Here is a 19,402-nt window from a genome sequence, read left to right on the forward strand (position 1 = left end):
TCGGCCCCCCGGGCTCAGTCGACCTGTATCTTCGCAGCTTTCACGACCTCGGTGTATTTCGCGATCTCGCGCTTGATGAGCGCGCCGAACGCTTCCGGCGTGCCGCCCGCCGGCTCGAGCCCCTGCGCCGCGAGCGTGTCGGTCATGCCGGGCAGCTTGAGCGTCTTCTGGAAATCGCTGTTGAGCTTCTGCACGAGCGGCTTCGGCGTCTTGATCGGCACCATCACGCCCTGCCAGTTCGAGACTTCGAAGTTCGCGACGCCCGATTCCGCGACGGTCGGCAGGTCGGGCGCGGCGGCCGCGCGCTTCGCGGTGGTGACCGCGAGCCCTCTCAGCTTGCCGCTCTTCACGTGAGGCAGCACCGGCGGCATGGTGCTGAAGATCATCTGCACGCGGCCGGTCATGAGATCGGTCAGCGCGGCATTCGCGCCTTTGTACGGCACGTGGACGATATCGGTGGCGGTGGCGTACTTGAAGAGCTCGGCCGCCATGTGCAGCGAAGAGCCCGGACCGGCCGAGGCGTAATTGAGCTCGCCGGGCTTCGCTTTGGCGAGCGCGATCAGCTCTTTCACGTTCTTCGCCGCGACTCCGGGGTGCACCGCGAGCACGAACGCCGACGTCGCGAGCAGGCTCACCGGCGCGAAATCCCTGAGCGGGTGGTACGGCAGGTCGCGCCGCAGCGACGGGATCTGCGCGAGATTGCCGACGCTGCCGAGGAACAGCGTGTAGCCGTCCGGCGCCGCGGTGGCCGCGGTTTGGGCGCCGATCAGGCCGCCCGCGCCGCCGCGGTTGTCGACGACGACCTGCTGGCCGATGACTTCGGTGAAACGGTTGCCGACAGCGCGCGCGAGGATGTCGTTACCGCCTCCGGGCGGGAACGGCACGATCATGCGCACGGGTCGGGTGGGATAGTTTTGAGCGAGAGCGAGGTTGGCGGCCGCGAGCGCGCAGCAGCCGAGGATCAGTTTCGATTTCATGGAAAAGGTTCGTGGATATTGCGTTAACGCGAGGAAGCGCGCGCGGCCGCAGGAAAGGAGGTCTCGGAGGGAAACCATGGGTTTCCCTCCGAGGCGTTTACCGGCAGAACCTGAGTAACGCCGCAGGCGTTACTTAGGTTGTTGCACGGTCCGCAGATAAGGCTTGATGGTCTTGAACCCCTGCGGATACTTCTGCTTCGCCTGCTCGTCGCTGACGGCCGGCGGAATGATGAGGTCCTCGCCGGGCTTCCAGTTCACGGGCGTGGCGAGGTTGTGCGTGGCGGTCGTCTGCAGCGAATCGAGCACGCGCAGCACCTCGTCGAAGTTGCGCCCGCAGCTCATCGGATAGGTGAGCACGAGCTTCACCTTCTTGTCCGGACCGATCACGAACACCGAGCGGATCGTCGCGTTGTCGACCGCGGTGCGGCCTTCGACTTTCGCCGCGGCGTTTGGATGGATCATGTCGTAGAGCTTCGCGACCTTGAGGTCGGCGTCGCCGATGATCGGATAGTTCGGCGCGGTGCCCTGGGTCTCCTCGATGTCCTTCGCCCAGCGGCCGTGGTCGCCGACCGGGTCGATCGAGAGCCCGATGATCCTGGTCTTGCGCTTGTCGAACTCGGGCTTGAGCTTCGCCATGTAGCCGAGCTCGGTCGTGCAGACCGGCGTGAAATCCTTGGGATGCGAGAACAGGATCGCCCAGTTGTCGCCGATCCATTCGTGGAAGCGGACTGTGCCCTGGGTGGTTTCTGCGGTGAAATCGGGGGCGTCGTCGCCGATGTGGAGTGACATGGAGACCTCCTTGGAGTTGAGAGTGCGGATGCGTATCCTAACGCGTTACCACCCGGCGCACACCGGAAGACTTCGAAAATGAGACTGTCCGTACTCGATCAATCCACCGCCTCCAAAGGCCGCAGCCCCGACGAGGCCATCCGCGAGACGCTGGCGCTGGCGCGCCACTGCGACGCGCTCGGCTACCACCGCTACTGGGTCTCCGAGCACCACAACACCACTACGATCGTGGGCACCGCGCCCGAGATCCTGATGGCCGCCATCGGGGCGACGACGCAGCGCATCCGCATCGGCAGCGCCGGCGTCATGCTGCCGCATTACTCGGCGCTCAAGGTCGCCGAGCAGTTCAGGGTGCTCGAAGCGATCGCGCCCGGACGCATCGACCTCGGCGTCGGCCGCGCGCCCGGCTCGGACCAGCGCACCGCGCTCGCGCTGAACCCCGATCCGCATTCGCACGAAGCGTTTCCCCAGCAGGTGATCGATCTGATGGCATGGACTTCGGGCAAGCCGCTGCAGCAGGGTCATCCTTTCGGTTCGATCGTCGCGAACCCGCGCGGGCCGACCAGTCCGGAGCTGTGGATACTCGGCAGCTCCGATTACGGCGCCCAGCTCGCCGCGCACTTCGGGCTGCCGTACGCGTTCGCCTACTTCTTCACCGACGGCATCGGGTGCGAGCAGGCGCTCGATCTCTACCGCCGCGGCTATCGGCCCAGCGAGCGCTATCCGAGCCCGCAGGCGACGATCTGCGTCTGGGCGCTCGCCGCGGACACCGAAGAGGAAGCACGGCGGCTCGCCGCGAGCCGCGAGCACGCGCGCGTGCTGCGCGACCTCGGGGTGCGCGACGCGCTGCTGCCGCCCGACGAGGCGGCGGCGTATCCCTACAACGCCGGACAGCTCGCGAAGATCGACTCGATGCGGCGCAAGGCGTTCGTCGGCACCAAGGAGCAGGTGCGCGAGAAGCTGACCGCGCTCGCGCAAAGCCTCGGCCTGGACGAGCTGGTGGTGGTCACGTGGACGTACGATCCGGCGGCGCGGCACCGGTCGTACGAGTTGCTGGCCGAGGCGTTCGGGATCGGCGAGAAAACCGGGGTCTGACCCCAGGCGGGGTCAGACCCCGCGTTTGGCGGCAGCGGCCGCAAGCGCGGCGTCCCAGCGCTCGACGATGCGCTCGAGGCTGTAGCGCTCGGAGACTTCGGCGCCGTTGCGGCCGAGGTGCGCGCGCAGTTGTGGGTCCTCGATCAGACGGCGCATCGCATCCGCGAGCGCGGCCTCGTCGTCGACGGGCGTGAGCAGCCCGTCGTGGCCGTCGGTGACGATCTCCTGCGCGCCGACCGAGCGCGTGCTGATGACCGGCAGGCCGCACGCCATCGCTTCGAGCAGCGCATTGGGAAAACCTTCGTAGCGCGACGCCATCACGAAGAAGTCGGATGCGACCAGCAGCTCACCGGGCTCGGGCACGGTACCCACGAGGCGAACCCGGTCCGAGATGCCCAACTCGGCCGCAAGCGCGCTGAGCGCCTGTCGTTCCGGGCCTTCGCCGGCGATCGTCAGGGTCCACTGCGGATGCTCGCGTGAGACCGCGGCGAACGCGCGGAGCAGCACGTCGTGTCCTTTCTGCGGCGCGAGGCGGCCGACCGACACGATATGCTTCATCTCGTGCGGCAGCGCGAGCGCGTACCCGTTCATGGGACGCACCGGGTTCGGTATCGCCTCGATAACGCGGCGGCCGCGCATGATCCTGCGTCCCCAGGGCAACAGCGCTTTGGTCTGCACGACCAGCGCATCGGCCAGCGGATAGGTGAGCTTGCGTAGAGCGTTCCACGCGCGCCCGATCGGGCTCATGCGCGGATCGTTGCGCTCGCAGACGACGAGCGTGAGCTGCGCCCACAGGCTCGCGAGCAGCACCAGCACGTTGGTGCATTCCTCGAAGCTCACGATGACGCTCGCGCCGGTGGCGAGCAGCGCACGCCGCAGCGCAAGCAGGCGAACGAGGTTCGCTCCGATCGCGCCGGGCAGGGAGCGTGAATCGCCCAGCACGCCCAGCGCGACGCGCTTCACCCGCGGGTGGAGCTCGAACCAGTCGCTGGCCGCGGTGTCGAGCGTGACGAGCGTCACCTGGTCGCCGCGGCGCGCCCAGTGATTCGCGAGCTGCGCCATGACGCGCTCGGCGCCGCCGCAGTCCATGGAGGAGATGACGAGTCCCAGCTTCAAAAATCCACGCTCGCGTAGAGCGTGCTAAGCTCGCCGCGCAAATGAGTTATCTCGACAGGATTTTACGTTCGGTCACGCCGTACGATGCCAGTGACAAAGTCCCTTTACGCGAGTTTCAGCGGGCGCAGTTCGGCCAGAACGCCCGACACGCCGACGACGCGTTCGAAGACTGGCTCTTCAGGCGCAACCCCAACGCCGAGGGACCGACACTCTGGATCTCGAAGCGCGACGGCGTGGTCGTCGGCCAGCAGGGGATACTTCCGGTCCGGCTGAAAGTCGACGACGCCGAGTACCGCGCGGCGTGGCTGATCGACCTCATGGTCCATCCCGACTGGCGGCTCAAAGGCATCGCTCCCGCGCTCCTCCAGACCTCGGCCGCGAGCACCGACATCATGCTGGGCCTCGGCGTCGAGGACGAAGCATACAAGACCCTGAACCGGCGCGGCTGGACCGAGATCACGCGCATGTCGTATTTCGTGCGGCCGCTCGTCCCCAAAGCCTGCGGCGCCGGGCTCAATGCGCCGAAGCTCCTCACGCAGCTCGCGCCGGAGGTGTTGTTCCGTGGAAGCGCGGCACTGGCGGGATCGGTCATGCGCATCGCCAGCGGCGCCGAGCTCGAGCCCGTCGCCGCGTTCGACGAGCGCGCCGATGCGATCTGGGCGCTCGCCAGCCGCGATTATCCGATCGTCGCCAGGCGCGATCTGACCTGGCTCGGGTGGCGCTTCGACGACGCGCCGCAGCGCGGGCTGTACAGCCGCTATTACCTCAGGCGCAAAGGCGCCGTGGTCGGCTATGCGGTCACGAGGCTCAAGAACTGGAACGGCTACACCGCGGCGAACGTCGTCGACTACTTCGCCCCGCGCGAATCGCTCGCACCGCTGCTCGCACTGATCTTCCGCGAGCTCAACCGCCAGGGCGCGGTCGCGGTGTTCGTCGACCAGGTCCACAGCGGCACCGAGACCACGCTCAAAGCGCTCGGCTGCCTGCGCGTGAGAGCCTCATGGCGCTTCATGTACGACGTCGCGGATCGCGGCTCGGCGCGAGCCGCGCGGCTGGCCGACGTAGCGAGCTGGCACGTGACGCCGGCCGATTCGGATTACGAGCACATCGTCATCACGGCCGAGGAAGAGGAGCACGGGGCGCCGGCCTAGCCTCCGGGAGCCGGCATCGTCCCTCCCTGATTCAGCGCTTTCTGCCAGCGCGCCGGCCGGTTGTCGATGACGATCTGCTGGCCCCACGATTCGGAGATCTTCGCTGCGACGAGGCGCGCGACGACGTCCGACGGACCGCCGGCGGTGTTCGACACGATGAGCCGCACCGGCCGTGCCGGATACGGCTGCGCTTCCCGTTGCGCCGCATCGGCGATGCCTGCAAGCGCGAAACACGTGATGAAGACGGCAAGCCACATCGGCCCTCCCCGGCATTGCTATGATGACAGTCCCGGAGCATAGCGTGGCCGGACCAATCATGAGGTCAAGCGATGAGATTCGAGGCGGTTGTGGTCGTCGGTCTATGTGGAGCAGCCGCCTGCCCGGCGCAGGCGGCGCAGGCGGCGCAGGCGGCGCAGGATGGCGCGGCAGGTTATCCCTCGCGGCCGATCAGGCTGGTGGTGCCGGTGCCGCCGGGCGGGAGCAGCGACGGGCTGGCAAGGATTGCGGCGCTGAAGCTCACCGATGTGTGGGGCCAGCAGGTGATCGTCGACAACCGCGCGGGCGCGGCGGAGATCATCGGCACCGACATCGTCGCGAAAGCGAATCCCGACGGCTACACCCTGGTGCTCGTCTCGCTGCGCTATTCGGTGAACCCGAGCCTCCTGAAGCTCCCGTACGATCCGGTGAAGGACTTCGACCCCGTGATGATGACCGCGGCGGTCGGCAACGTGCTCGTCGTCAACGTCAAGACGCCGATCAAGTCGGTGAAGGAGCTGATCGCGCTCGCCAGGCAGAAGCCGGACGAGCTCACCTTCGCGTCGTCGGGGCTCGGCGGCGCGCCGCATCTCATCGGAGAATTTTTCGCGTTGCAGACCGGGACCAGGTTGCGCCACATCGCGTACAAGGGCGGCGGTCCGGCGATCGCCGATCTCGTCGGCGGCAACGTGTTCATGAGCTTCGCGTCGATGACCTCATCGTTGCCGTTCATCAAGTCGCAGCGCCTGCGGCCGCTCGCGGTGTCGTCGAAAGATCGCTCGCGCGAGCTGCCCGACGTGCCGACGATGATCGAGGCGGGCGTGCCGGGTCTGGAAGTGCGCGACTGGCAGGGCCTCCTCGGGCCGCGCGGAATGCCGAAGCCGGTGATCGACAAGCTCAACGCCGAGCTCGCGCGCGTCCTGCGGGCTCCCGACAACCAGGAGCGGCTCGCGGCGATGGGGCTCGAGGTCATCGCGAGCTCACCGGAGGAATTCCGCAAATCGATCGCCTCCGAGATCGCGCGCTGGGCGAAAGTCGTCAAGGCCGCGAACATCAAGAGCGAGTAGATACCGCGCCGTCGTCCTGGCGAAAGCCAGGATCCATTTTGACCTTTTTAAGACGTCAAAATGGATTCCGGATCACATCGGCCTAGCGGGCGCTCCGGAATGACGAAGCCCTAGAAGCGGTCGGGGGAGAAAGGCGACGGGTCGACGAACGGCGTCTCGCCGGTCGCCATCTCCGCCACGAGCCTGCCCGTCACCGGTCCCAGCGTGAGCCCGTGGTGCGCGTGGCCGAACGAAAACCACAGGTTGTTGTGCCGCGGCGCGCGGCCGATGATCGGCAGCATGTCGGGCGTGCAAGGGCGCGCGCCCATCCAGGCTTCGGTATCGAGGCGTTCCGCGAGCGGAAAAAGGTCGCGCGCGATCGGCTCGGCGCGGCCGAGCTGCACCGGCGTCTTGAGCGCGTCGCGCCGCGCGAACTCCGCACCCGTCGTCAATCGTATCCCCCGCCGCATCGGTGCGAGGAAGTAACCGCGCTCGAAATCGAGCACCGGATGGTTGAGCCGCGCCTCGCCGGCCGCGCGATAGTGCATGTGATAGCCGCGCTTCACCGCGAGCGGAAAGTCGTAGCCGAGCGCGCGCGTGATCACATCCGCCCACGGCCCGAGCGCGATGACCGCGGCGTCCGCCGCGAGCGGCCCCTGGGCGGTACGCATGCGCCAACCCGTGCCGTCGGGCTCCAGACTTTGCGCATTCCCCTGCAGGAAGCGCCCGCCGAGCTTCTCGAACAGACCGAGGTAGATGAGCGCGAGCCCCTGCGGGTCGTCGACGCTCGTCGGCTCGGTGTAGTGGATCGCGCCCGCGAGGCACGGCACGAGGTGCGGCTCGATCTCCAGAAGCTGGCTGCGGTCGAGCTTCGCGTACTTCACGCCGAACTCGGGCAGCGTCGCGTCGGCTTCCGCGTAGCGCTTGTCGCGCTCGCGCTCGGTCCGGAAGAGCTTCATCCAGCCGGTGCGTTTGAAGAAATCCTGCGCGCCCGCTTCGGCCGCGAGCGCGTCGTGCTCTTCGACGCAGTGCTCGATCAGCTTCGCGTACTTCTGCGCGACTTCGTGGTGCCGCGCCGGACGCGAGTGCATCCAGTAGCGCGCCAGGAAAGGCGCGAGCCCCGGCAGCGCCGACGCGTGGTAATAGGCGTCGATGGTGCGGTTGAACCCGTAGCGCACCAGCGCGCTGAAGTCGTGCGGGAAGCCGTACGGATAGACGCCTTCCTTCTGGATCAGCCCGGCGTTGCCGAACGAGGTCTCCTCGGCGGCGCCGCGGCGGTCGACCAACGCCACCGACCGCCCCCGTTTCTGCAGGTGCAGGGCGACCGAGATCCCGACGATTCCCGCTCCCAGCACGACGATGTCACTGCGCATTGCTATCCCTTACCTAAAACGAAATACCCGCCCCGTTGACCGTGTATACGCGTTGCGGGACCCTTTGCGGTGCGTCACCACGCACCCTGCGTTCCCACGACCCGCACGGAGGAGACGATGAGAACATGGCTGACAAGCTGCACGTTTGCATTGTTCACCGCAATCGCCGCCGTTCCTGCCTTTGCCGACGATGACTTCAACCGCCGCGAAGCCGTCCAGAAGTTCGGCACGCTGCCCGACGGCGTGCGCTTTCCCGAAGGCATCACGGCCAACCCGGCCAACGGCGATATCGTCGTCGGCACGCTCGACTTCGGCCCCAATCGCAACAAGCTCGTGCGCTTCGACCGTCACGGCAAGGTGCAGGCGGTGCGCGATTTCGGCTCGACGCCGCTGCTCGGCCTCGCCTTCCGCTCGGGCAAGGTGTACATCGCCAACCTCGGCGCGGGCAAGGTCCAGCGTATCGCGGCGAATTTCAACGCGGGAACGCCGATCGAGGACGTCGCGGCGCTGCCCTCGATAGGCGCGCCGCTCGCGCGGCTCGAAGGCAATCCCGACGGCTCGTCCGACTCGATCGTCTTCGGCTCGAACGGCGCCGCCGCGCCCAACGGCCTCGCCTTCGACAGCGCGGGCAACCTCTGGGTTTCCGATTCGTTCCAGGGCGCGTTGTTCCGAATCAACAACGCCGCGACGTGCGCGCCGTCGTGCACCGCGACGCCGATCAGCCACGATCCGCTGCTCGCAACCGCGGGCTTCCCGCCGTTCGGCGCGAACGGCCTCGCGTTCAACGCCGACGAGACGCTGCTCTTCGTCGCGAACACCGGCGACGACCGCGTGCTCAAGTTCAGCATGGCCTCGCACGCGCTCACCGTGTTCGCCGAAGGCATCAACGGCGCGGACGGCCTGGTGATGGACAAGCAGGGACGCCTCTGGGTCGCGGCCAATCAGAACGACGAGATCGTCGCGCTCGACGCGAACGGACGCCCTACGCTGCGCGTCGGCGAGTTCGAAGGCATCCGCCGCGACGGCACGCCCGACGGTCTGCTCTTCCCCGCGAGCATGGTCATCCTCGGCGACGAAATGTTCGTCACCAATCTCGCGCTGCCGCTCACGAGCGCCGTGGGCGACGAGCCCGAGGAGGATGTGACGCGGTGGAATGTGGTTCGAATCAAGCTGCCGAAACACCACTAGCCGTTCGCAACGGATTGCTTCGTCCCCCGGATGCTGTTCCGGGGCTTCGGCCTGGCGCTCCTCGCAATGACCGTCATCGCGAGGAGCGCGTCAGCGCGACGTGGCGATCCCGTGGCGCACGGGGCTTTTATCCCTCGACCTTCTTGTAGCCCCGCACGTCCGCGAACGGCGGCGGCACGTCCTGAAGATCGACCTCCGCGCTGTTCAGGCAGATCGACAGCATCGAGAAGTAGCCGACCGCGCCGATCAGGTCGGTCACGCCTTTCAGGCCGAACATGTCGCGCGCCTCCTTGAACGTCTTGTCGCTGACGAAGTGCCTGGTCAGCGCTTCCATCGAGAAGTCGTAGAAGACGCGCTCGTCCTCGTTGGTGAAGCTCGGGCGCTTGCCCGCCGCGAGGTCCTTGATCACCTGTTCGGGAACGCCGGCCGCAATCGCCTTGTCGACGTGCGCGTTCCACGCGAACTGCGCATCCCAGTAGCGCGACATCACGCAGATGCCGAACTCGCGCAGCTTGACCGGAAGCGCGCAGTCGAAACGGAAGTAGTTGCTGACGTCGGACACCTTGTCCATGAGATCCGGATCGTGCATCCACACGGTGTACGGGCCGCGCACGGTCTCGCGGCGCTTCGAATGGCGATCCCACGATTCCTTCTGGCGCGGGTTCAGCTCTTCGTATTTCAGGGTGGGCAGTCGCATGGCCTTCCTCTTTCTTCGTTGAAATGAGCCGAAGCAAGTTACCATGAGGCGTAACGCTTCTACATCTCGAAAAAACAGGAGGAGGCATTGGTCTCAGCAATGTTGCGCCCGCTGGTGCTGCTCGCCGCGGCGCTGGCACTACCCGCTCAATCGCAGGAATTCCCGACCAAGCCGGTCCGCATCGTCTCGCCGTTCGCGCCCGGCGGCGCGACCGACACGCTGGGACGCGCGCTCGCGCCGCAGCTCGGCAAGTCGCTCGGCCAGAACGTGATCGTGGAGAACCGTCCCGGCGCGAGCACGGTGATCGGCACCGAAGCGACGTTCCGCGCGCCCGCCGACGGCCACACGATCCTGGTCATCTCGCCGAGCTTCACGACCAACCCCTTCGTGCGCAAGCTTCCTTACGATTCGGTGAAGGACTTCACCGGCGTCACCAAGCTCGCAGGAACCGCGATGCTGATCGCCGCGCATCCTTCGGTGCCCGCGAAAAACATCAAGGAGCTCGTCGCGCTCGCACGCGCGAAGCCGGGGATGCTCACCTACGCGACGGCGAGCGTGCTCGGCAGCCAGCGCATGGCGGGCGAGCTCTTCAAGAACGCCGCCAAGGTAGACATCACTCACGTGCCGTACAACGGCGGCGCGCCGGCCACGCTCGCGGCGGTCGGGGGCCACGTGACGCTGCTGGTCTCGAACGTGATCGAGATCGCACCCAACGTCAAAGCCGGAAGGCTGCGCGCGCTGGGCGTGACGACGATCAAGCGCTCCGACCTGCTCCCCGACGTGCCGACGATCGCCGAGCAGGGCTATCCGGGATTCGACGCGGGCAACTGGTTCGGCATGGTCGTGCGCTCGACCACCCCCAAGGCGATCGTCGACCGGCTCAATGCCGAGATCGTGCGCGCCGTCGACGTTGCCGAAGTGCGCGACCCGCTCGTCAGCCACGGCCTCACGCCCTCGCCCATGAAGCCCGAGGCGTTCACCGCCTTCGTCCGCAGCGAGATGGAGCGGAACGGGAAGATACTGAAGGCGCTGAATCTCAAAGTGGAGTAGAGCCGTCGTCCTGGCGTACGCCAGGACCCATTTTGAATTTGAGAGTCAAAATGGATTCCCGATCGTTTCCGCTGCCGCGGGTCGGGAATGACGTTGACTCGTCATCCCCGCGAAGGCGGGGATCCATTTGGCGTTTACAGCGGTTGTATCTCGACCTTCCGAAACTTCACCGTCCCCGCGCCCCACTGCAGCGCGATCGGCCCGGCCGGAAGCTCGGTGTCGCGCATGTGCACCGTGACCACGCCGTTGAGCTTCACCGTGACGTCGGGGCCGATGGCGCTGATCTCGTAGACGTTCCACTTGCCGCCGGCCTTGGGCATCGGCTTCACCATCGCGCGGTGGACGATTGCGCCGGTGCCGTACGAGGGGTCGGGGCGCTGGTCGAAGATGTTGGCTTCGTAGCAGCTGCGGTCGGTGATCTTGTTGCGGTCGGCGCAGCGCATGTAGATGCCGCTGTTGGCGTCGTCGCTCACCCAGAACTCGACGCGCAGGTCGAAGTCCTTGTACGACTCCTTCGACAGCAGGAACCCGCTGCCCTTCGCATTCGCCTTGTCGGCCTGCACCACGCCGTCGACGAGCCGCCAGTTGGCGCCGCCGACCTGCGTCCAGTGATCGAGATTCTTCCCGTCGAACAGCGTCTGCCAGCCGCTGCGCAGCCCGTAGGCGCAGGCGCCCAGCACGGTTGCGAGGAACAGCACGGCGGCGACGCGTATGGCGTTCTTCATGGTTCCCTCCCTTGGGTTGTGATGCGCGGGAGAAGAATGACGGACGCTTAAAAAACGGTCAATGCGCGCGTGGCTTGAGCGTGAATCCGAGCAGGAAAGCCGTCAGCGCGAGCAGCGCCAGCGCGGACAGCGCGAGCGACCAGTGGATGCCGATGGCGGCGCCGAGGATGCCGACGGTGACCCCCGAAAAAGCACGCAGCCCCAGGCTCGACATCGCGTACAGACCGATGACCCGGCCGCGGATCTCCGCCGGCGCGTGGATCTGCACCAGCGTCTGGCCCATCGCCGCGAACGCCAGCTGCAGAAACCCGGCGACGCACAGCAGCGAGAGCGCGAGCGGATAGCTGCTCGCGACCGCAAACCCCGCGATCGCGCAACACCACAGCATCGCCAGCACGAAAGCGGTCCGCGGCTTGGGCTGGAGAAAGCCGCGGCTCTCGAGCGCGAAGCCCGCGATGAGCGCGCCGGCCGCATCGGCGGCGAGCAGCATGCCGTAAGCCGCTCCGGCGTCGCCGTGGCCGAGGTGCTGTGCGAACTCGGGCATCTGCGCCTGGTAGGCGTTGCCGACGAAAAGCGAAGCGCCGCCCGCGAGCAGCGTCATCGACACGATGGTGCGGTTGCCCGCGATCGCGCGCATCGTCGTCACGATGTCGGACACGCCGCGCACCGCGACGCCGCGCACCGCCTTGCGCACGTAAGGCGCTTTCCACAGCCACAGCAGCAGCGGCAGGTAGAACAGCACGTTGACGAAGATGCCCGCCGACGGCCCTACGCCGAGCATGATGCCGCTGCCGATCGCAGGCCCGAGCAGCAGCCCCAGCCAGCGCGCGGTCGCGGCCAGCCGCACCGCGCTGGGCAGCTGCGCCGGCGCGACCACGTCCTGTATGAGGAGCTGGCTCGCGGGTCCCCACAGCACGCCCGCGAAGCCGTGGATGACGAGCAGCACCGCCGCATGCCACATCTGGAGCGTGTCGGTGACGAAGAAATACCCCCAGCCGATCGATACCGCGATGAAGCACAGCATGCCCAGCTGGATGAGCCGCCGCGGATCGAAGCGGTCGGCGAGCGCCCCCGCGTAGACCGAGAAGAACAGAAACGGCAGCCAGTGCGAGATGACCGCGAAGCCGCCCAGCGTCTGCGACTCGAACTTGGCGTAAATCATCCAGTAGCTGATGACGTGCTCGATGCTGTCGGCCATCATCGCCAGCGCCGACACGGCGAAGTACGCGCGGAACTGCGGATGGCGGAGCGCGGCGAACGAGACGTCGGCGGATTTCGGGGCCGGGCGCTGCGGGTCGTTCAATCAGGAGTCCCAATCCGGTGGGGTTGCGGAACCGCTCGATTATCGCGGATATTCAGGGGATCACCGCACAGCGCCCAGGGCACTCATGGCAGACGCCAAACACGCCGTCGATGTCTCGGCCAGGGTTACGTACCTCGCCGACCAGTCCGACGTCGAAGCAAACCGCTACGTGTTCGCGTACACGATCACGATCACCAATCTCGGGACCGTCGCGGCGAGGCTCATCAGCCGCCACTGGATCATCACCGACTCGAGCGACGTCGTGCAGGAGGTCAGGGGCGACGGCGTGGTCGGCGAGCAGCCGCTGCTCCAGCCGCGGCAGTCGTTCACGTACACCAGCGGCGCGGCCATCGCGACGCCGGCGGGAACGATGCGCGGCAGCTACCACATGCGCGCGGCGGACGGCGTGGAGTTCGATGCCCCCATTCCCGAATTCACGCTGGCGATGCCGCGGACCCTGCACTGAGATGAGCACGAAGCACGCAGTCGTCGCCGGCGCTTCCGGCTTCATCGGCCGGCGCATCGCCGAGCGCCTGATCGACGCCGGCTGGAACGTGACCGGCCTTGCGCGCAATCCGCCGCAACGCGCGGAGCGCATGCGCTGGGTGGCGGTGGACCTTGCCGACCCGGGTGACAGCCTTCGCGGCCTGCGCGATGTCACACACATCTTCTACGCCGCGCGCTACGACCATCCGGTCGAAGGCCAGACCGAGGACGTCGCGACGAACGCCGCGATGCTCGTGAACCTCGTGGAAGCGCTCGAGAGCGGCGCGCTCGAGCACGTGCACGCGGTGCACGGCACCAAGTACTACGGCCATCAGCTCGGCCCGGTGCCGGTGCCGCTCACCGAGGATTCACCGCGCGCGAGCGGCAACAACTACTACTTCGCGCAGGAGGATTATCTGCGCGAGCGCGCCAAAACCTCGAAGTGGACGTACTCGACCTCGCGCCCGCACGCCTTCCTCGACGAAGACATCGACCACTCGCGCTCGATCGGCCTGGTGCTCTCGGTGTACGCCGCGATCCAGCGCGAGCTCGGCCTGCCCTTCGATTATCCCGGCGACCCCGGCGGCTACGACACGCTGACGCAGTTCACCGACCTGCGCCTGCTGGCGCGCGCCATCCACTGGATGGCCGTCGAGCCGCGCGCGGCGAACCAGTCGTTCAACGTCGTCGACGGCGACACGCCGCGCTGGTCGGAGCTGTGGCCGCGCTTCGCCGCATGGTTCGGCCTCGATCCGGGCGCGCCGCGCAAGTCGAGCCTGCCGCAGTACATGGCGGACAAGGCGCCGGTGTGGGATCGCGTCGTCGCGAAGCACGGCCTGCGCAAGACCGACCTGCACACGCTCGTGCTCTGGTCTTACGGCGACTACCAGTTGCGGCCGTGCTGGGACGTGGTCTCGTCGATGTCACTCGCGCGCTCGCTCGGCTTCGAGGAGCGGCTCGATTCGGGTGACGTGCTGGTGCGCCAGTTCGAGCACTACCGCGCGGAGAAGATCATTCCCTAGGAGGTGACGCGATGGACCGCGGTGCGTGTGCGTTGCTCATCCTGCTCGCGAGCGTGCCGCCGGCCGCCGCGCAGCCCCCTTCGACAGGCTCAGGACAGGGTTTCCCGACCAAGCCGATCCGCCTCATCGTCGGTCCCGGCTCGGATCTCGTCGCGCGCCTCGTCGGCTCCAGGCTCACGCCGATGTGGGGCCAGCAGATCGTCGTCGACGCGCGGCCCGGCGCCGGCGGCGCGATCGCGCTGGAGACCGTCGCGAAAGCGAATCCCGACGGCTACACGTGGCTGCTCAGCACCGCGGTCTACACCATACACGCCGCGCTCTACGAGAAGCCCGCCGCCGATCTCGGCCGCGATTTCGCGCCGGTGACGAATCTCGCCTCCGCGAGCTTCTTCCTGCTGGTGCATCCTTCGGTTCCGGCGAAGTCGGTGCACGAGCTGATCGAGCTCGCGCGCGCCAAGCCGGGACAGCTCAATTACGCGTCCGCCGGCGTGGGCACGCCGCCGCATCTCGCGGCGGAAATGTTCAAGAGCATGGCGAAGATCGGCATCGTTCACGTGCCGTACAAGAGCGTCGCGATCGGCATGACCGACCTCCTCGCCGGCCAGGTGCAGCTCACGTTTCAGTTCGCGCCGACCGTGCTGCCGCACATGAAAGCCGGCCGGCTGCGCGCGCTCGGGGTGAGCAGCCTCAGGCGCTATGTCCTCGCGCCCGATGTCCCGACCCTCTCGGAATCGGGCCTCGCCGGTTTCGAAGTGATCGGCTGGAACGGCGTGCACGTGCCGAAAGGCACGCCTGCCGCGGTCGTCGCGAAGATGAACGCCGACATCCGGCAGGTCCTGAAGCTGCCCGACGTCCAGGAGCGCCTGCTCGCGAGCGGGCTCGACGAGGCCGGGGCGCCCGTCGAGGACTTCGCGGCCTTCGTGAAGCGCGACATCGCGCGCTTCTCGAAGGTCATCAAAGAGGCCGGAATACGGCCTGAGTAAAAACCAGGGTCTGACCCCAAAAAACCGGGGTCAGACCCCGCTCAGCGCCATGCGCTCGCCGTAGGGCACCAGCGCGAGCTTGCGGTCGTGGTATTCCGCGACGGTCGGGCGATGCGCGATGCTGACGATCGCCGCGCGCGGCAAACGCTCGCGCACCAGCTCGTAGATCGCGCGCTCGCTCGCGTCGTCGAGCGCCGACGTCGCTTCATCCAGGAACAGCCAGTCGGGCTGTTGCAGCAGCGCGCGGGCGATCGCGAGGCGCTGCTGCTCGCCGCCGGAGAGCGTGAGGCTCCAGTTGCGCTCCTCGTCGAGCTTGTCGGCGAGCGCACCCAGCGCAACCGCATTCAGCGCGTCGCGCACGTCTTCGTCGGAGAACACGCCCGACGCGGCGGGATAGGTCACCGCGGCGCGCAGCGAGCCGATCGGTATGTAGGGCTTCTGCGGCAGGAACAGCAGCTTCGCGCCTTCGGGCACCTTGACGCGCGAAGTGCCGAACGGCCAGATGCCCGCGAGCATGCGGAAGAGCGTGCTCTTGCCGCTGCCCGACGGACCGGTGAGAACCACCTTCTCGCCCGGCTTGAGCGCCAGCCACTCGCCGGAGAGGATCACGCGGCCGGGCACGCCGTCCTTCGCCGGCAGCGCGAGCGACTCGATGTCCGCTTCGAGCGCCGAGCCCGCGGGCACGTTCGTGCGCTCGCTCGCGTGCGTCATCGCCTCCGAGCGCGCGATCTCCACCGCATGATGGAAGGTGAGCAGACGATCGACGCTCGCCTTCCAGCCGGCGAGCGTGGTGTAGCTGTCGACGAACCACGACAGCGAGCTCTGGACCTGGCCGAACGAATTGGCGATCTGCATGAGGCCGCCGAGCGTGATCGCGCCCGAGAAGAAGCGCCCGCCGGCGACGAAATACGGAAAGACGACCGCGGCTTGCGCGTAGCCGATCGTCAGCGCGCCGAGGCGCTTGGTGTAGTACATGAGCGCCCACCAGTTCTGGCGGATGCGCTCGAGCCGGCCCAGGTGTCCGCGATGCTCGGTCTCCTCGCCGCGATACAGCGCGACCCCTTCGGCGTACTCGCGCATGCGCACCAGGTTGAAGCGGAAATCGGCTTCGAAGCGCTCCTGCTGGAAGTTGAGCGGGATGAGCGGCCGTCCGACGTAGTAGGTCGCGACGCTGCCCGCGATCGCGTAGAGCAGCGCCGCCCAGACCATGTATCCCGGAATGGTGATCTCGGTGCCGCCGAGCATGAACGACAGCGGTCCCGAGATCGTCCACAGGATCGCGACGAACGAGACGACCGTCACCGTCTCGCGCAGCAGGCCCAGCGTGAGGAGCAGCGTGCCGCCGGTGAAGGCCCGCAGGTCTTCGGCGATCCGCTGGTCGGGGTTGTCGGTGCCGAGGTGGTCGAGCTCGAGCCGGTAATAGACGCGGTGCCCCAGCCACTCGGAAAGGTATTGCTTGGTGAGCCAGATCCGCCAGCGCATCTCGAGCATCTGCTGCAGATACGTGCGATAGATCGACAGCGCGATGTACACCGCGGCGAGGAAGCTGAAGCGCAGCATCAGCACGTAGAAATCCTCGGCATTCTTGGTCTCGAGCGTGTTGTAGAACTCGCGGTTCCACTCGTTGAGCAGCACCAGCAGGTAGACGATGCCGAGCGTCATGGCGACGATCGTGCCGAGCAGCAGCCACGCGGTACCCTTCTCCTCCGAGCGCCAGTACGGCGCGGCGAGCTGCCAGACCTGGCCGAGGAATTTGCGTGAGGAGATCGAAAGTCTGCGTTCCATACGTCGTGTCCTTCTGTCGCGTAACCGCGATGGTAGCGGCCCGGGCGGTGTTACGCTCACGGCATATCACCGGAGGAAGACCATGCTCCCGACACCGACGTTCCATCATCTGCACCTGAACTCGGTCGATCCCGACGCGGCGGTCGACTTCTACACCGCGCGCTTCGACAGCACGTCGCGCACGACGTGGAACGGCGAGCCCGCGCTCGACTGCGGCCGCGGCGTGCTCGTCGTCTTCGGCAAGGTGGCGAGCCCGCCGCCGACCGACCCGCAGCGCACCGCGATCTGGCACTTCGGCTGGCACGTACCCGATTCGCGCGCCAGCCTCGCGCGCTATCGCAAGAGCCTCGACGTGAAGCTGCTGCCGCTCTACACCGGTGACGGCGACGGCTACGTCGAGATCAGCAGCGACACCTGGCCGGGCAAGGACGGGGTGCTCGGGCTCACGCAGGCGCAAATTGCCGCCGCTAAATCCGAAGGCGTGGAGCCGACCCGGCGCGGCGGGTTCTCCTACGTCGAAGGGCCCGACGGCGCGCTCTTCGAATACTCCGGCAACCATGCGACCGAGTACTTCAACCACGTGCACCTGTGGCAGGACGATCCGTTCTGCGCCCTGCTCTGGTACCAGCGCCACCTCAACGCGCCGGTGATGCCGGGACGCGAGAGCGCGACGCCGGTGACCGAAGAGAGCTGCAAGGTGCCGCGCGGCGAGGACCGCACCTTTCCCTCGCTGACGCGCGAAGGCATGTATCGCTCGCCGCGCGCCGCGGTGACGTTCAGCGACGTCGCGCTGATGTGGTATCCCAAGCAGGACGAACGCACGCTCGAAGGCACGCGCGGCAACATCGTCGATCACATCGGCCTGGGCGTCACCGATCTCGATGCGTGGGTGCAGAAGCTGCGCGGCGCAGGCGTGACGATCCTCCAGGAGCCATACCGGGTCGGCGATACGCGCGCGTTCATGATCGAAGGGCCGGGTCGGGAGGCCATCGAGCTGATTGAGGTTTAATCGTCATTCCCGCGTAGGCGGGAATCCATTTTATGGAGTCCGCGAAAGTCAAAATGGATTCCGGATCACCCGCTGCCGCGGGTGTCCGGAATGACGAGCAGGCGCGGCTCATTTCGCGAACGGCCCCACCTCCGGTTTCCCCTGCGCGTTGTGCAAATCCCCCAGCTCCGCCCGCGCGCCGCGGTCGATCTGCGCCACTTCGTTCTGCGCCTGGAAGCACGTGAAGTCGGGACGGTCCTTCCATGCGAACGGACCGCACAGCTTCCTTCTGTGTGGGCGATGCGCGGGTCATGGTAGCTTAAGCACATGAATGAAGCCGAGCCGCTCTCCAGCGCCGCCTACGAAGTCGCCGACGACTTCGAAGCGAACGAGCTCTACCAGAAGAACGGCTGGACCGACGGCCTGCCGATCGTCGCGCCGACCGAATCGCGCGTGCGCGCCTTCGTCGCAGCCGCGTCGCTGAGCCCGGACGCCGTCGTGGGCGTCGAGCCGGTGCGACGCCGCCGCATCACCGCCGAGAAGATCGCCATCGCCGCAGTGATGGCGGGCTGCCTGCCCGAATACATGCCGGTCGTCGTCGCGATCGTCAAAGCGCTGTGCGAGCCGCAATACGGGCTGCACGGCAGCAGCGCGAGCACCGGCGGCAGCGCGCCGTTCATCGTCGTCAACGGTCCCATCCGTAACGAGCTCGGCATGAACGCGACGCACAACGTGTTCGCCAACGGCAGCCGCGCCAACGCGGCGATCGGCCGCAGCATCCGCCTCTTCATCCTCAACGTGCTGGGCGGCATCCCCGGACAGCTCGACCGCTCGACCCTCGGCCATCCCGGTAAGTTCAGCTTCTGCGTCGCCGAGGACGAGGAGGACAGCGCTTGGACGCCGCTCTCGGTCGAGCGCGGCATACCGCCCGGCGAGTCGGCGATCACGGTGATGGCCGTCGAATCGCCGCACCAGATCATGAACGAATGGACGCACGATCCGCGCGAGATCCTCGACACCTACGCCGCCGCGGTGCGTGCGAACATGCTCACCTACTCGATCTGGGAAGGGAATTACGCGATCGTGGTGCCGAAGCAGCACCGCCAGATCTTCAACGCCGCGGGCTGGGCGAAGCAGCAGATCCGCGAGTACCTGTACGAAACCTGCCGCGTCGCGCGCCGCGAATGGAGAACGGTCGGCAAAGCCGCGGTCGCCGGCCGCAAGGACGAAGAGCGCGTCTACCGCGCGCTGCGCACGCCGGACGACCTGCTCGTCGTCGCGGCGGGCGGGCCCGCCGGCGGATTCGGCGCGATCGTGCCGCCGTGGTACGGGCAGAAGTCGCTCGCGGTTACGATGCAGATCTGAAGGAGAAT

At 67.2% G+C, this 19,402-nt stretch carries 19 protein-coding genes; 10 read left to right on the plus strand and 9 right to left on the minus strand.

Annotated features, from left to right (window positions below):
• Window positions 1–14: 14 nt before the first annotated feature.
• The gene (locus VHP37_16760) at window positions 15–977 is read right to left on the minus strand and encodes a tripartite tricarboxylate transporter substrate binding protein (protein HEX2828006.1); all 963 of its coding nucleotides are present in this window, start codon (window positions 975–977) and stop codon (window positions 15–17) included.
• A gap of 129 nt (window positions 978–1,106) precedes the next feature.
• On the minus strand, window positions 1,107–1,766 hold the full coding sequence (locus VHP37_16765; GenBank protein HEX2828007.1) for a peroxiredoxin: 660 nt from the start codon (window positions 1,764–1,766) through the stop codon (window positions 1,107–1,109).
• Between the two features lie 78 nt (window positions 1,767–1,844).
• On the opposite strand from VHP37_16765, the gene VHP37_16770 reads away from it, so the two are divergent.
• On the plus strand, window positions 1,845–2,861 hold the full coding sequence (locus VHP37_16770) for an LLM class flavin-dependent oxidoreductase (GenBank protein ID HEX2828008.1): 1,017 nt from the start codon (window positions 1,845–1,847) through the stop codon (window positions 2,859–2,861).
• 12 nt (window positions 2,862–2,873) lie between these two features.
• Here VHP37_16770 and VHP37_16775 read toward each other — a convergent pair whose 3' ends face one another.
• A complete protein-coding gene (locus VHP37_16775; protein ID HEX2828009.1) occupies window positions 2,874–3,977 on the minus strand; it encodes a glycosyltransferase family 4 protein in 1,104 nt (367 codons plus the stop codon).
• A gap of 41 nt (window positions 3,978–4,018) precedes the next feature.
• Between VHP37_16775 and VHP37_16780 the strand changes: the two genes are divergently transcribed.
• Window positions 4,019–5,128: a GNAT family N-acetyltransferase gene (locus VHP37_16780; GenBank protein HEX2828010.1), complete on the plus strand. Its 1,110-nt coding sequence runs from the start codon at window positions 4,019–4,021 to the stop codon at window positions 5,126–5,128.
• On the opposite strand, the gene VHP37_16785 is transcribed toward VHP37_16780, so the two are convergent.
• Entirely contained in the window at window positions 5,125–5,385 is a 261-nt protein-coding gene (locus tag VHP37_16785; GenBank protein ID HEX2828011.1) for a hypothetical protein, read from the minus strand. The two genes, VHP37_16780 and VHP37_16785, sit on opposite strands and share 4 nt — an antisense overlap.
• A 72-nt stretch (window positions 5,386–5,457) precedes the next feature.
• Here VHP37_16785 and VHP37_16790 point away from each other — a divergent pair, with 72 nt between their 5' ends.
• Window positions 5,458–6,450: a tripartite tricarboxylate transporter substrate binding protein gene (locus VHP37_16790; GenBank protein HEX2828012.1), complete on the plus strand. Its 993-nt coding sequence runs from the start codon at window positions 5,458–5,460 to the stop codon at window positions 6,448–6,450.
• A gap of 110 nt (window positions 6,451–6,560) precedes the next feature.
• On the opposite strand, the gene VHP37_16795 is transcribed toward VHP37_16790, so the two are convergent.
• Window positions 6,561–7,802, minus strand: coding sequence for an FAD-dependent oxidoreductase (locus tag VHP37_16795; protein HEX2828013.1), 1,242 nt, complete (start codon window positions 7,800–7,802; stop codon window positions 6,561–6,563).
• Between the two features lie 117 nt (window positions 7,803–7,919).
• On the opposite strand from VHP37_16795, the gene VHP37_16800 reads away from it, so the two are divergent.
• Window positions 7,920–8,990 carry an SMP-30/gluconolactonase/LRE family protein gene (locus tag VHP37_16800; GenBank protein ID HEX2828014.1) on the plus strand — a complete coding sequence of 357 codons (1,071 nt, stop codon included), beginning with the start codon at window positions 7,920–7,922 and terminating at the stop codon, window positions 8,988–8,990.
• 127 nt (window positions 8,991–9,117) lie between these two features.
• Here VHP37_16800 and VHP37_16805 read toward each other — a convergent pair whose 3' ends face one another.
• The gene (locus VHP37_16805) at window positions 9,118–9,687 is read right to left on the minus strand and encodes a carboxymuconolactone decarboxylase family protein (protein ID HEX2828015.1); all 570 of its coding nucleotides are present in this window, start codon (window positions 9,685–9,687) and stop codon (window positions 9,118–9,120) included.
• 99 nt (window positions 9,688–9,786) lie between these two features.
• Between VHP37_16805 and VHP37_16810 the strand changes: the two genes are divergently transcribed.
• Window positions 9,787–10,737 (plus strand): tripartite tricarboxylate transporter substrate binding protein, encoded by a 951-nt coding sequence (locus VHP37_16810; GenBank protein ID HEX2828016.1) that lies wholly within the window; start codon window positions 9,787–9,789, stop codon window positions 10,735–10,737.
• Between the two features lie 134 nt (window positions 10,738–10,871).
• On the opposite strand, the gene VHP37_16815 is transcribed toward VHP37_16810, so the two are convergent.
• Together VHP37_16815 and VHP37_16820 are read right to left on the minus strand one after the other, a co-directional pair.
• Window positions 10,872–11,462 carry a DUF1080 domain-containing protein gene (locus tag VHP37_16815; GenBank protein ID HEX2828017.1) on the minus strand — a complete coding sequence of 197 codons (591 nt, stop codon included), beginning with the start codon at window positions 11,460–11,462 and terminating at the stop codon, window positions 10,872–10,874.
• A gap of 58 nt (window positions 11,463–11,520) precedes the next feature.
• Window positions 11,521–12,765, minus strand: coding sequence for an MFS transporter (locus VHP37_16820; protein ID HEX2828018.1), 1,245 nt, complete (start codon window positions 12,763–12,765; stop codon window positions 11,521–11,523).
• An 85-nt stretch (window positions 12,766–12,850) separates the two neighbouring features.
• Here VHP37_16820 and apaG point away from each other — a divergent pair, with 85 nt between their 5' ends.
• Genes apaG through VHP37_16835 form a run of 3 tightly spaced genes read left to right on the plus strand, consistent with a single transcriptional unit; the run spans window position 12,851 to window position 15,256 of the window.
• Window positions 12,851–13,231, plus strand: a complete 381-nt coding sequence (gene apaG, locus VHP37_16825; GenBank protein HEX2828019.1) for a Co2+/Mg2+ efflux protein ApaG — start codon at window positions 12,851–12,853, stop codon at window positions 13,229–13,231.
• Between the two features lies 1 nt (window position 13,232).
• Window positions 13,233–14,273, plus strand: a complete 1,041-nt coding sequence (locus VHP37_16830) for an SDR family oxidoreductase (GenBank protein ID HEX2828020.1) — start codon at window positions 13,233–13,235, stop codon at window positions 14,271–14,273.
• Window positions 14,274–14,284: 11 nt separating this feature from the next.
• Entirely contained in the window at window positions 14,285–15,256 is a 972-nt protein-coding gene (locus tag VHP37_16835) for a tripartite tricarboxylate transporter substrate binding protein (GenBank protein HEX2828021.1), read from the plus strand.
• Window positions 15,257–15,286: 30 nt separating this feature from the next.
• Here VHP37_16835 and VHP37_16840 read toward each other — a convergent pair whose 3' ends face one another.
• Window positions 15,287–17,041 carry an ABC transporter ATP-binding protein/permease gene (locus VHP37_16840; GenBank protein HEX2828022.1) on the minus strand — a complete coding sequence of 585 codons (1,755 nt, stop codon included), beginning with the start codon at window positions 17,039–17,041 and terminating at the stop codon, window positions 15,287–15,289.
• A gap of 82 nt (window positions 17,042–17,123) precedes the next feature.
• On the opposite strand from VHP37_16840, the gene VHP37_16845 reads away from it, so the two are divergent.
• Together VHP37_16845 and VHP37_16850 are read left to right on the plus strand one after the other, a co-directional pair.
• Window positions 17,124–18,050 carry a VOC family protein gene (locus VHP37_16845; GenBank protein HEX2828023.1) on the plus strand — a complete coding sequence of 309 codons (927 nt, stop codon included), beginning with the start codon at window positions 17,124–17,126 and terminating at the stop codon, window positions 18,048–18,050.
• Window positions 18,051–18,356: 306 nt separating this feature from the next.
• Window positions 18,357–19,394, plus strand: coding sequence for a hypothetical protein (locus VHP37_16850; protein HEX2828024.1), 1,038 nt, complete (start codon window positions 18,357–18,359; stop codon window positions 19,392–19,394).
• The last annotated feature ends 8 nt before the right edge of the window (window positions 19,395–19,402 follow it).

It is taken from the genome of Burkholderiales bacterium, from assembly GCA_036262035.1.
Classification (GTDB): domain Bacteria; phylum Pseudomonadota; class Gammaproteobacteria; order Burkholderiales; family SG8-41; genus JAQGMV01.

Bases quoted from the DNA above. Each gene is read 5' to 3' on its own strand.
- VHP37_16760 (HEX2828006.1), bottom strand. From the start codon at position 977: ATGAAATCGAAACTGATCCTCGGCTGCTGCGCGCTCGCGGCCGCCAAC.
- VHP37_16765 (HEX2828007.1), bottom strand. From the start codon at position 1,766: ATGTCACTCCACATCGGCGACGACGCCCCCGATTTCACCGCAGAAACC.
- VHP37_16770 (HEX2828008.1), top strand. From the start codon at position 1,845: ATGAGACTGTCCGTACTCGATCAATCCACCGCCTCCAAAGGCCGCAGC.
- VHP37_16780 (HEX2828010.1), top strand. From the start codon at position 4,019: ATGAGTTATCTCGACAGGATTTTACGTTCGGTCACGCCGTACGATGCC.
- VHP37_16785 (HEX2828011.1), bottom strand. From the start codon at position 5,385: ATGTGGCTTGCCGTCTTCATCACGTGTTTCGCGCTTGCAGGCATCGCC.
- VHP37_16790 (HEX2828012.1), top strand. From the start codon at position 5,458: ATGAGATTCGAGGCGGTTGTGGTCGTCGGTCTATGTGGAGCAGCCGCC.
- VHP37_16795 (HEX2828013.1), bottom strand. From the start codon at position 7,802: ATGCGCAGTGACATCGTCGTGCTGGGAGCGGGAATCGTCGGGATCTCG.
- VHP37_16800 (HEX2828014.1), top strand. From the start codon at position 7,920: ATGAGAACATGGCTGACAAGCTGCACGTTTGCATTGTTCACCGCAATC.
- VHP37_16805 (HEX2828015.1), bottom strand. From the start codon at position 9,687: ATGCGACTGCCCACCCTGAAATACGAAGAGCTGAACCCGCGCCAGAAG.
- VHP37_16810 (HEX2828016.1), top strand. From the start codon at position 9,787: ATGTTGCGCCCGCTGGTGCTGCTCGCCGCGGCGCTGGCACTACCCGCT.
- VHP37_16815 (HEX2828017.1), bottom strand. From the start codon at position 11,462: ATGAAGAACGCCATACGCGTCGCCGCCGTGCTGTTCCTCGCAACCGTG.
- apaG (HEX2828019.1), top strand. From the start codon at position 12,851: ATGGCAGACGCCAAACACGCCGTCGATGTCTCGGCCAGGGTTACGTAC.
- VHP37_16830 (HEX2828020.1), top strand. From the start codon at position 13,233: ATGAGCACGAAGCACGCAGTCGTCGCCGGCGCTTCCGGCTTCATCGGC.
- VHP37_16835 (HEX2828021.1), top strand. From the start codon at position 14,285: ATGGACCGCGGTGCGTGTGCGTTGCTCATCCTGCTCGCGAGCGTGCCG.
- VHP37_16840 (HEX2828022.1), bottom strand. From the start codon at position 17,041: ATGGAACGCAGACTTTCGATCTCCTCACGCAAATTCCTCGGCCAGGTC.
- VHP37_16845 (HEX2828023.1), top strand. From the start codon at position 17,124: ATGCTCCCGACACCGACGTTCCATCATCTGCACCTGAACTCGGTCGAT.
- VHP37_16850 (HEX2828024.1), top strand. From the start codon at position 18,357: ATGAATGAAGCCGAGCCGCTCTCCAGCGCCGCCTACGAAGTCGCCGAC.